Source organism: Streptomyces sp. NPDC058469, from assembly GCF_042721125.1.
Lineage (GTDB): Bacteria > Actinomycetota > Actinomycetes > Streptomycetales > Streptomycetaceae > Streptomyces.
Genome location: NZ_JBHXME010000049.1, coordinates 51,000 through 62,029 on the forward strand (window position 1 = coordinate 51,000; position 11,030 = coordinate 62,029).

The 11,030-nt window shown below is 71.8% G+C and carries 9 protein-coding genes; 4 read left to right on the plus strand and 5 right to left on the minus strand.

The genetic code is table 11. From position 1 onward, the window contains the following. Window positions 1–26 precede the first annotated feature (26 nt). Both ACFWP5_RS21935 and ACFWP5_RS21940 read right to left on the minus strand, forming a co-directional pair. Window positions 27–698, minus strand: a complete 672-nt coding sequence (locus ACFWP5_RS21935; RefSeq protein WP_384158913.1) for a response regulator — start codon at window positions 696–698, stop codon at window positions 27–29. A 98-nt stretch (window positions 699–796) separates the two neighbouring features. Then, window positions 797–2,002 (minus strand): sensor histidine kinase, encoded by a 1,206-nt coding sequence (locus ACFWP5_RS21940; RefSeq protein WP_384158916.1) that lies wholly within the window; start codon window positions 2,000–2,002, stop codon window positions 797–799. A 118-nt stretch (window positions 2,003–2,120) separates the two neighbouring features. Here ACFWP5_RS21940 and ACFWP5_RS21945 point away from each other — a divergent pair, with 118 nt between their 5' ends. Beyond that, window positions 2,121–3,158 carry an SAM-dependent methyltransferase gene (locus ACFWP5_RS21945; protein WP_384158919.1) on the plus strand — a complete coding sequence of 346 codons (1,038 nt, stop codon included), beginning with the start codon at window positions 2,121–2,123 and terminating at the stop codon, window positions 3,156–3,158. A gap of 36 nt (window positions 3,159–3,194) precedes the next feature. Here the strand turns inward: ACFWP5_RS21945 and ACFWP5_RS21950 are convergent, their stop codons facing one another. Continuing rightward, window positions 3,195–4,346, minus strand: coding sequence for an NADH-quinone oxidoreductase subunit D (locus ACFWP5_RS21950; protein WP_384158922.1), 1,152 nt, complete (start codon window positions 4,344–4,346; stop codon window positions 3,195–3,197). Between the two features lie 31 nt (window positions 4,347–4,377). Between ACFWP5_RS21950 and ACFWP5_RS21955 the strand changes: the two genes are divergently transcribed. Both ACFWP5_RS21955 and ACFWP5_RS21960 read left to right on the plus strand, forming a co-directional pair. Further along, window positions 4,378–4,878 carry a PH domain-containing protein gene (locus tag ACFWP5_RS21955; protein WP_384158924.1) on the plus strand — a complete coding sequence of 167 codons (501 nt, stop codon included), beginning with the start codon at window positions 4,378–4,380 and terminating at the stop codon, window positions 4,876–4,878. Continuing rightward, window positions 4,875–6,230: a PH domain-containing protein gene (locus ACFWP5_RS21960; RefSeq protein WP_384158927.1), complete on the plus strand. Its 1,356-nt coding sequence runs from the start codon at window positions 4,875–4,877 to the stop codon at window positions 6,228–6,230. The genes ACFWP5_RS21955 and ACFWP5_RS21960 overlap by 4 nt, the downstream gene beginning before the upstream one ends. 7 nt (window positions 6,231–6,237) lie before the next feature. Here the strand turns inward: ACFWP5_RS21960 and ACFWP5_RS21965 are convergent, their stop codons facing one another. Both ACFWP5_RS21965 and ACFWP5_RS21970 read right to left on the minus strand, forming a co-directional pair. Next, a complete protein-coding gene (locus ACFWP5_RS21965) occupies window positions 6,238–7,593 on the minus strand; it encodes a hypothetical protein (protein ID WP_384158930.1) in 1,356 nt (451 codons plus the stop codon). Between the two features lie 94 nt (window positions 7,594–7,687). Then, complete coding sequence (locus ACFWP5_RS21970; RefSeq protein WP_384158933.1) at window positions 7,688–8,818, minus strand: alpha/beta hydrolase; 1,131 nt, start codon at window positions 8,816–8,818, stop codon at window positions 7,688–7,690. Window positions 8,819–9,018: 200 nt separating this feature from the next. Here ACFWP5_RS21970 and ACFWP5_RS21975 point away from each other — a divergent pair, with 200 nt between their 5' ends. Beyond that, a complete protein-coding gene (locus ACFWP5_RS21975; RefSeq protein WP_384158937.1) occupies window positions 9,019–10,908 on the plus strand; it encodes a phosphatidylglycerol lysyltransferase domain-containing protein in 1,890 nt (629 codons plus the stop codon). Window positions 10,909–11,030 lie beyond the last annotated feature (122 nt).

The following is an 11,030-nucleotide window of genomic DNA, read 5'->3' on the forward strand; positions in this document are numbered from 1 at the left end:
ACCGCCGTAGCTCGTCGGCGGTCTCCTCAGCCGTGGCCGCCGGCCCGCACCAGTCCCGTCTCGTACGCCAGGACCACCACCTGCACCCGGTCCCGCAGGCCGAGCTTCGTCAGGATGCGGCCGACGTGGGTCTTCACGGTCGCCTCGGACAGCACCAGGTGGGCCGCGATCTCGCCGTTGGACAGACCCTGGGCGACGAGGATCATGACCTCACGCTCGCGCTCGGTGAGGCGCTCCAGCTCCTTGTGCCGGGGCTCCTTTCCGGTGGCGGGCAGCATCGGGGCGAAGCGGTCCAGGAGGCGGCGGGTCGTCGAGGGCGCCACCACGGCGTCCCCGCTGTGCACGGAGCGGATCGCGGTGAGGAGTTCGCCGGGCGGCACGTCCTTGAGCATGAAGCCGGAGGCACCGGCCTTCAGCCCGGAGAAGGCGTACTCGTCGAGGTCGAAGGTGGTCAGGATCAGCACCTTCGGCGGGTTCTCGCCCTGGCAGATGCGGCGGGTGGTCTCCACCCCGTCCAGCTTCGGCATACGGACGTCCATCAGGACCACGTCGACCGCGGTCGCGGCGAGCACCTGAAGGGCCTCGACGCCGTCGCCCGCCTCGGCGACGACCTCCATGTCCGGCTGGGCGGCGAGCACCATCCGGAACCCGGTGCGCAGCAGCACCTGGTCGTCGACGAGCATCACGCGGATCGCCATCGGGTCCTCTTCCGTTCCGTCAACAGGATCGTTCAACAATTGGTTCAACAGGTCGTTCAACAATTCGTTACAGGTGTCACTACTCGGCGTACGACACCTCAGTGCGCGGGCTTCAGCGGCAGCAGCGCGCTGATGCGGAAGCCGCCGCCTGGACGCGGGCCCGCGTCCAGGGTGCCCCCGACCATGCCCACCCGCTCACGCATACCGATCAGACCATGTCCCTGGCCGTCGACGCCGCCCTCCTCGTACAGCTCGTGCGGGGCGCCCTTGCCATCGTCCTCGACGAGCAGCCCGAGGCCGTCGTCGAAGTAGACCAGCCGCACACTGGCGCCCGTGTTCGGACCACCGTGCTTGCGGGTGTTGGTGAGCGCCTCCTGCACGATCCGGTACGCCGTCAGCTCGACGCCGCTCGGCAGCGGACGGGGGGTGCCCTCGACCTTGAAGTCGACGGGCAGTCCGGACGTACGGCACTGCTCGACCAGGTCGTCGATCTGCTCGACGTCCGGCTGCGGAACGTACTCGCCGGCCTCCTTGTGCTCGCCGGTGCGCAGCACGCCCAGCAGGCGGCGCATCTCGGCGAGGGCCTGGCGGCCGGTGGAGGAGATCGTCTCCAGGGCCTTCTTCGCCTGGTCCGGCGCGGAGTCGAGGACATAGGCGGCGCCGTCGGCCTGGACCACCATCACCGACACGTTGTGCGCGACCACGTCGTGCAGCTCGCGCGCGATCCGGGCGCGCTCGGCGGCGACGGCGACCTTCGCCTGCGCCTCGCGCTCCTTCTCCAGCCGGGCGGCGCGCTCCTCCAGCTGCGCGAAGTACGCGCGCCGGGTGCGCATCGAGTCGCCGAGCACCCAGGCCAGCGCGAACGGCACCGTCTGGAAGACCGCCAGCGCGATCAGCCCGAGGGAACTGGTGTGCTCCTGCGGCCAGCGGATCTGCGCCAGGGTCGCCGCGGACAGACCGGCGGCCAGGGCGAAGCGGGAGGCCCAGCGGGCACCGATCGCGGCGACGGTGTAGACGATCACCAGCATGGCGAAGTCGGCCACCACGGGCTCGATGCCGAGGACCAGCTGCGCGAGGCCCGTCGCCCCGGCCAGGACGAGCATCTTCTCGGGCCAGCGGCGGCGCAGCGCGATCGCCACACACATGACGGCGGACGCCGCGATCGCCCCGGGCGCCGTCCCGTGACGGCCCGACGCGTAGCTGGTACTCGCGATGCTCACGCCGCTCAGCCCCAGCAGGAAGACAGCCCAGAAGGTGTCGACCCATGTCGGGTGTCTGCGGAGGAAGTCGTAGAGGCGCTGCACGTAACCCAGCGTAGGGACGCGTGAAGTGTGCGGGGGTCAACCGGAGGACCGATCCGTATACGTCCCGCGTACTCCCCAAGGTGGAGGCCCCGTTGTCCTGTGCACTTAGTCTGACCGCGTGACGGAAGACACCACGGGCCGGTGGCGCGGCTGGCGGGCGGCGGCCGAGGACGCCCTGTACGGGCCCGAGGGCTTCTACCGCGGGCCCGAGGGACCGGCCGGACACTTCCGTACGTCCGTGCACGCGTCAGCGCTCTTCGCGGGCGCCGTGGCGCGGCTGCTGTGCCGGGTGGACGAGGCGCTGGACCGGCCGGCCGCGCTGGGCTTCGTGGACCTGGCCGCCGGCCGCGGTGAGCTGGTGACCGGCGTGCTCGCCGCGCTGCCCGCCGAAGTGGCCGCACGCGTGCGTGCGTACGGCGTCGAGATCGCCGACCCTCCCGTAGGGCTCGATCCCCGCGTCGAGTGGCTCGCCGAGCCCCCGAAGGGCGTCACCGGGCTGCTGTTCGCCAACGAGTGGCTGGACAACGTGCCCGTGGAGGTGGCCGAGGTGGACGCCGCCGGCGTACCGCGGCTCGTGCTCGTACGGGAGGACGGGACCGAGCGGCTCGGGGAGCCCCTCTCCGGTGCGGAGGCCGCGTGGCTCACCCGGTGGTGGCCACAGGCGCCCGAGGAGGGGCTGCGCGCCGAGATCGGCCTCCCCAGGGACACGGCCTGGGCGTCCGCCGTCGCCACCGTCGACCGGGGACTCGCGATCGCCGTCGACTACGCGCACACCAGGGACACGCGCCCCCCGTTCGGCACCCTCACCGGCTTCCGCGAGGGCCGCGAGACGGCACCCGTGCCGGACGGTTCCTGCGACATCACGGCACATGTGGCGCTGGACGCCTGCGCGGAAGCGGGAGTGGGAGCGATGGCGGCCAATACCGCAGGCGCACTGCCCGGCGCACGCCTGCTCACGCAACGCGCCGCCCTGCGCGCCCTCGGCGTCACAGGCGCGCGCCCCCCGCTCACGCTGGCCTCCACCGATCCCGCGGCGTACGTCCGTGCCCTCGCGGGCGCCGGCGAGGCGGCCGAACTCACCGCGACCGGCGGACTCGGTGACTTCGGCTGGCTCGTGCGGCCGGTTGGAATTCCGGACCCGCTCCAAGAGCCGTAATGCGCCCTGCTGGTCGCTGTTGGTCGATGCTCGGCGCTATTTGTCGATGTCTCCGACGACGAAGAACAACGACCCCAGAATCGCCACCATGTCCGCCACCAGCGTCCCCGGCAGCAGCACGGCGAGCGCCTGGATGTTGTTGTAGGACGCCGAACGCAGCTTCAGCCGGTACGGGGTCTTCTCGCCCTTGCTGACGAGGTAGTAGCCGTTGATGCCGAGCGGGTTCTCGGTCCACGCGTACGTGTGCCCCTCGGGCGCCTTCAGGACCTTCGGGAGCCGCTGGTTGATCGGACCGGGCTCCAGCTCGGCGAGCCGGTCGAGGCAGGCGTCCGCGAGGTCGAGCGCGTTGTGGGTCTGCTCCAGGAGCACCTCGAAGCGGGCGAGACAGTCGCCCTCCTGGCGCGTGACGACCTTCAGGGTGTCCTGGAGTTCGCCGTACGCGAGGTACGGCTCGTCGCGCCGCAGGTCGAAGTCGACGCCGGAGGCGCGCGCGATGGGCCCGCTCACGCCGTACGCGTGCACGGCCTCCGGCGACAGCTCGCCCACTCCGCGCGTCCGCCCCCGGAAGATCTCGTTGCCGAGCACCAGGTCGTCGAAGCGGTCCATCCGGGAGCGCACCGCGGCGACGGCCTCACGCGCGCGTGCCGTCCAGCCCGCCGGGACGTCCTCCTTGAGGCCGCCGACGCGGTTGAACATGTAGTGCATGCGCCCGCCGGAGACCTCCTCCATGACGTTCTGGAGCACCTCTCGCTCCCGGAACGCGTAGAACACCGGGGTGATACCGCCGAGTTCGAGGGGATACGACCCCAGGAACATCAGGTGGTTGAGCACCCGGTTCAGCTCGGCGAGCAGCGTGCGCGTCCACACCGCGCGCGGGGGGACCTCCATGCCGAGCATGCGCTCCACGGCGAGGACCACGCCCAGCTCGTTCGAGAAGGCCGACAGCCAGTCGTGGCGGTTGGCGAGCATGATGATCTGGCGGTAGTCGCGCGCCTCGAAGAGCTTCTCGGCGCCGCGGTGCATATAGCCGATCACCGGCTCCGCGTGCTGGATGCGCTCGCCGTCCAGGACGAGCCGCAGCCGCAGCACACCGTGTGTGGAGGGGTGCTGGGGGCCGATGTTGAGCACCATGTCGGTGCTCTCCGCGGCGCCGCCGATCCCGACCATGGTCTCCGTCGTGGGAGTCATGGGCACAGTCTCTCGTACGTACGCTTGCGGCATGGAAACGGGGACTGCCGCCCAGGACGGCGCGGCGCGCGAGCCGGTGTGGACCGGGCTGCCGCCGGGGCTGCTGAAGATGCGACGGCTGTTGCTGGTGGTGTGGCTGGGGCTGCTGGCCGTGGCCCTGGGTGTGCCGCTGGGGCTGTTCGCCGGGCCCGGCTGGGCGGCGTTCGCGCTGCTGCCTCTCGGCCTGATGGCATGGGGCTGGGTGCTGCTGGGCCGCAACTGGCGCTCCTGGAGGTATGCCGAGCGCGCCGACGACCTGCTGATCAGCAGGGGTGTGCTGTGGCACCACGAGACGATCGTGCCGTACGGGCGGATGCAGCTCGTGGAGGTGACCTCGGGGCCTGTGGAGCGGCACTTCGGGCTCGCCAGCGTGCAGTTGCACACAGCGGCCGCGGCGACCGACGCGACCATCCCGGGGCTCGTCCCGGCCGAGGCCGAACGGCTGCGCGACCGGCTCACCGAGCTGGGCGAGGCCCGATCGGCGGGGCTGTGACGACGCCGGGCGCCGACAAGGACGTGCCCGGGGCCACCGAGGCCGTACGGGAGCAAGTGCCGCTCGTGGAACGGCGGTTGCATCCGGTGACGCCGTTGCGTCGGGCGTGGGCGCCTGTCGCCGTCATCATCGGGTGGGCGGTGCACGACCCCAACCAGGCGCAGGAACAGCTGACCCGGCTGACCACGGTCACGCTGCTCATCGGGCTCTCCGTGCTCGTCCCGGCCGCCGCCCTGTACGGCTTCCTGACCTGGTGGTTCACCCACTTCGCGGTGACCGACACCGAACTGCGCATCCGTACCGGCCTGTTGTTCCGGCGCACCGCGCACATCCGGCTGGAACGCATCCAGGCCGTCGATGTGACGCAGCCCCTCCTCGCGCGCGTGGCGGGCGTCGCCAAGCTGAAGCTGGACGTCGTGGGGACGGACAAGAAGGACGAGCTCGCCTTCCTGGGCGAGGGCGAGGCGCGTGCCCTGCGCGCCGAACTGCTCGCGCGTGCGGCCGGTTTCGCGCCCGAGACCGCGCACGAGGTCGGCGAGGCGCCCGCGCGGCAGCTGCTGCACGTGCCGGCCGGGGTCCTCGCGGTGTCCCTGGTGCTGACCGGCGCCACCTGGGGTTCGCTGGCCGCCGCACTGGTCGTACCGCCGCTGCTGTGGTTCGCCACCCACAGCGTGTGGACGGTCCTCGCGACCGCGCTGCCGCTGCTGGGCGCGGCGGGCGCGAGCAGTGTGGGGCGGTTCGTCGGCGAGTACGACTGGACGGTGGGCGAGTCCCCGGACGGGCTGCGCATCGACCACGGGCTGCTCGACCGCACGCACGAGACGGTGCCGCCGGGGCGCGTGCAGACCGTGCGGATCGTGGAGCCGCTGCTGTGGCGGCGGCGCGGGTGGGTGCGGGTCGAGCTGGACGTGGCCGGTTCGTCCAACTCCGTGCTGGTGCCGGTCGCTCCGCGCGAGATCGCCGAGGCGGTCGTCGCGCGCGTGCTGCCCGGCGTGACGGTCCCGCCGCCCTCGGCGCTGTCCCGCCCACCGCGGCGGTCCGGCCGGTGTGTGCCGCTGTGGTGGCGCGGCTACGGCCTCGCGGTCACCGACACGGTGTTCGCGGCCCGGCACGGACTGCTCCGCCGGAGCCTGGCGCTGGTGCCGCACGCGAAGGTGCAGAGCGTACGGCTGAAGCAGGGGCCCTGGGAGCGCCTCTGGCGGCTTGCCGAGGTGCACGTGGACACCGGGGCCAACAAGACCGTCACAGCGCGTCTGCGGGACGCGGAGGAGGCCGCGGAGCTGCTGCGCGGCCAGGCCGAGCGGTCGCGGACGGGCCGCAGGGACGCGCGCCCGGACCGCTGGATGGCCTGAGGGGCGGTCAGGAGGCGGCGCTGCGCAGGCCGTGGAGGTTGATCTGCTCGGTCTCGTCGTGTGCCGTCAGGTCGATGACCTGGCCGACGCCGACATCGCGCGACCGCTCGTCGGCCGGCTTGAACTGCCCCTCCGCCTCGGCCTTGTGCACGGCGAGGGCCTCCTCGCCCACGACGTCGGCGAGATCCTCGTTCTGTACGGCGTCCATCTCGGCGGACGTCGACCCCTTCTGCATACCGAAGAAGTCGAACCCGCCCTGGACCATCGGGCGCCGTACGGGAGACGCCGGTACGACCGCCACCGCGGTCGGCACGGTGAAGTGGCCGGACGGGTGTGCGGACTGGGCGAGTTGGGCGGGCTGTGCGGACTTCGCGGCCAGGGGAACGGCGGCCGCGTGCTCATGCCCGTCGACCGCCTCGGGCTTCCCCTCCGCCTCGTCCTCCTGCGCGGCCTCCGACTCGGTACCGCCGGTGTCGGCCCGCACCGGGGCGGGCTCGGCCCGCGCGGAGTCCTCGTCCTTCGGCGCGAGGTCCTTCGGCGCAGGGTCGTTCGGCGCGGAGTCCTTCGGCTCGGGCGCCGGGGGTTCGTCGTCGTCGAGCCGGACCAACGCCGCCTTGGCGCGCAGGAACAGCTTGGACCCCTCCGGGGAGAACACCGTGGACTCCGCGGACTTCTCCGCGGCGGCCTCGACGACCTCGGCCGCCTCCGGCTCCTCGTCCGCGGACTCGCCCTCGGCGTCGCTCTCGCTCTCGGCGTCCGTCTCGTCCTCGGAGTCGACCGGGGCAGCCACAGCCTCGGTGTCGTCCGTCTCGGGACCGTCGTCCTGGAACTCCAGGTCCGCGTCCACATCCACGTCCGCCGAGGCGTCGTCGTCCACCGGAACCGGTGGCAACGCGCGCGCGGGTTCCGCGGCCTCTATCTCCAGCAGGCGGCGGCCCTCCAGGGCGCTCGCGCGCTCGGTCTCCGCCGTGGCGTACCGGCGCAGCAGCGCCGCGTGTTCGTTGCGCAGGCCCGCCAGTTCCGTGCGCTTGGCGCGCAGCTTGTGCTCCAGCTTGACGCGGAGTTCGCGCGACTCGTCGAGGTCCGACTCGAGTTCGGCGAGCCGCTCCTCGTAACGCCACTCGTCGCTTGTACGCGCGCGTATCAGGTCGGCCACCTGCTTGCCCGCCTGTGTGTCCCAGCGGCGCATGAACGCCGCGCCGACGAGCGCGGTCGCTGCGGCGATCGCCGCGACTATGCGGAGCGCCGCCGGTTGTGAGAAGACCCAGGGCCCGAAGGCGCAGACGAGCGACACGCCTGCGATCGCCGAGGGGGGCAACAGCCGGTGCAACGGCGGGGAATGGCGGTGACGTCCACGTGGCATGGCCAGAAACTTACCGCGCGTAGGCGAATGATGGTGCCCCGCCCGGTAAAAACACACCCACCCCGCTTCCCTCACACCGATTCAGCGGTCACTTTCACCGCCCGGTGAGCCGCCCGCTGATCCACTGGAGGGTCGGCGGGATCTCCCGTCGCCAGGTGTTGAAGTTGTGCCCGCCGCTGTCCAGGATGATCGACGCGATACGGGTGGAGTTCCTGGCCCTCACCTGGTCGATGAATTTCAGGGTGTCCTTGTAGTTGTGTTCCCCGACCTTGCTGCTGGTGACGAGCAATGAAGTGTCGGGCGCGGGGCGGTGCTTGAGGCACCACCACAGATCGGCCTCGTTCCGCAGCGTCCTGTCGCCCTGGAAGAGGTCGCCCGTGGTCGGGTCGGTCGGTGCCTTGTAGTACGGCGACAGGCCGGCCCCCGCGGCGTACACCCCGGGGTGGTGCATCGCGAGCTTCAGGGCGCAGTAACCGCCCGTGGAATCGCCGATGATGCCCCAGCTCCCGGGCTTTTTGCCCACCCTGTAGTGGGCCAGTACGGCATCCGGCAGGTCCTTGGCGAAGAACGACTCGGTCCGCGGTCCGCCCGGGACGTCCACGCACTCCGTGTCGCGCGGCGGCGCCACCGTGGGCCGCATCATCACCAGGATCATCGGCTGCATACGGCCGTTCTTCGCCAACTGCAGGGCCGTGCGCGGGTAGTTCAGCTTGTCGACGAGCGCCCGGGCGGTGCCCGGGTACCCCGTGAGGACGACCGTCGCCGGGAACGTGCGCGTGCGGTACTGCGGCTGGAAGTACTCCGGCGGCAGGTACACGTACGCGGGGGTGGCGATGTGGGTCGTACGGCCCACTATGTCGACCCGCTGCACCTGGCCCACGCTCTGCGGCCGTGAGGCGCCGCCCGGTGCGTCCACCCGCCGGGTCTCGACCACCCGGAGCGGTCCGCCGGCACCCTGGAGCGACGTGTGGTCGACGACGACGCCCTGCTCGGTCTCCTTGCCGAACAGGTCGGCCCAGCTGGCGTAGAACCCGAAGGCCTGGTTCGCGGCGAGGCCCACGGAGGCGAAGAGCACCAACTGCGTGGCCAGGAGCAGGCCGACGCGTCCGCTGACGGCCCGCCAGTTCCGTCCGGCCAGGCGGGGCCACAGCCATACCGTGCCGATGAACAGCAGTACGGCGCACACGACCGCCAGTACCAGCACTTTCCTGCTCGTGAGTCCCATGAGCTGTCCCCGCCTGCGCTTTCCGCCCTCGGCGCACGCAAGTTTCGCGAGCGTTTGCCCCGGGCTTTCCTCTGCCTTTGAACCGGCTTTCCGGTGAGGAAGGAACCTCCATCCCCTAGACACCGTCCTAGAGGGCGCAATGTCGCCGGATGCCCGAATCGGGCCCGGATCCAAGGTCTCTCGCAGAACTACGGGATGCGATGTCTGTCAGGATAGATGGGGAATTGTCGGGTGGGGTTCCGAGCCGTTCAGGCCGGGTCCGGCGCATAGTCCGAGGTCCGCGCCCCGAGGTCGTTCCCACGCTCGTCGCCAGGGCCTGCGCCCTCGTCGGGCTGCTGGACATCGCCGCGGGGGTGTTCCCGCGCTTCCGGCACAGCCGTATGCACACCATGGCCGAGGTGTTGCCGGGCGCGCTCGGACCCTTCGCGGCGGCGCTCTCGCTCAGCGCCGGCGTGCTGCTGCTGCTCCTCGCGCACGGGCTCAGGCGGCGCAAGCGCCGGGCCTGGCGGGCCGCCGTCGTGCTGCTGCCGGCGGGCGCGGTGGCGCAGTTCGCGTACCGGCACTCCCTCATAGGAGTCGTCATCTCGGCCGCGCTGCTCGCGCCGCTGCTGCTGCACCGGGACGAGTTCCGGGCGCTGCCCGACCCGCGCAGCCGGTGGCGCGCGCTCGCCAACTTCGTGCTCATGGGCGCCGGTTCCCTCGCCCTCGGACTGGTCATCGTCAGCGTCCACTCCAAGCGCATGGTCGGCGACCCGAGCCTGGCCGACCGGATCACGCACGTCCTGTACGGCCTGTTCGGCTTCGAGGGCCCGGTCGACTACGAGGGCAGTACCTCCTGGACGGTCGCCTTCTCGCTCGGCGCCCTGGGGCTGCTCACCGCCGTGACGACGATCTACCTCGCGTTCCGGCCCGAGCACCCGGCCGCACAGCTCACCCCGGAGGACGAGACGCGTCTGCGCGCCCTCCTGGAGAAGCACGGCCGGCGCGACTCGCTCGGTCACTTCGCGCTCCGCCGCGACAAGGCCGTCGTCTTCTCGCCCAGCGGCAAGGCGGCGGTGACGTACCGCGTCGTCTCCGGGGTGATGCTCGCCAGCGGTGACCCCATCGGCGACGTGGAGGCCTGGCCGGGCGCCATCGAGCGGTTCATGGACGAGGCGAAGGCCCACTCCTGGACGCCCGCCGTCATGGGCTGCTCGGAGACGGGCGGCGAGGTGTGGACCCGCGAGACCGGTCTCGACGCCCTCGAACTCGGCGACGAGGCGGTGGTCGACGTGGCGGATTTCTCGCTCGCCGGGCGCGCGATGCGCAACGTACGCCAAATGGTGAAGCGCATCGAGCGGGCCGGCTACGAAACCCGGGTACGGCGTGTACGTGACCTCGGCGAGGGCGAGTTGGAGCGGATCCGGCTCGCCGCGGAGGCCTGGCGCGGCACCGACACCGAGCGCGGCTTCTCCATGGCGCTCGGCCGCATCGGCGACCCGGAGGACGGGGACTGCTTCATCGCCACCGCCCACAGAATTGAAGGGGCGGCGCGCAGCGCCTCAGGCAGGGCGGCGGTGGGAGACGGGTGGGCGGACGAACAGCCGGGCGAGTACGGCGACTTGAAGGCGATCCTGCACTTCGTGCCCTGGGGCACCGACGGCATGTCGCTGGACCTGATGCGCCGTGACCGCGCGGCGGACCCGGGGATGAACGAACTGCTCATCGTCGCCGCCCTCCACGCGGCGCCGAAGCTCGGCATCACGCGCGTCTCGCTCAACTTCGCGATGTTCCGCGCGGCGCTCGCCCGCGGCGAGAAGATCGGCGCGGGCCCGGTGCTGCGCGCCTGGCGCGGACTGCTCGTCTTCCTGTCCCGCTGGTTCCAGATCGAGTCCCTGTACAAGTTCAACGCGAAGTTCCAGCCCCGCTGGGAACCCCGCTTCGTGGTCTACCGCGCCTCCGGCGACCTCCCCCGCATCGGCTTCGCCGCGATGCAGGCGGAGGGCTTCGTCAACCTGGCCCTCCCGCTGCCGCGCTTCCTCCGCCGCCGTACGGCCGTGGCTCCGGCGTGCGCCCACGGGCTGGCGGAACGGGATGTACGGGCGGCCTGACCGACCGGGCCGGCCCGAGCGGGCACCTCACCGGCCGCCCGGGGGGGGGCCGGCGGGGCGGGCCCCCAACACCCGTCGGGGGGGTAGGGAGCCCCCCGCGCGCGGGCGGGCGCTCCCGCGGG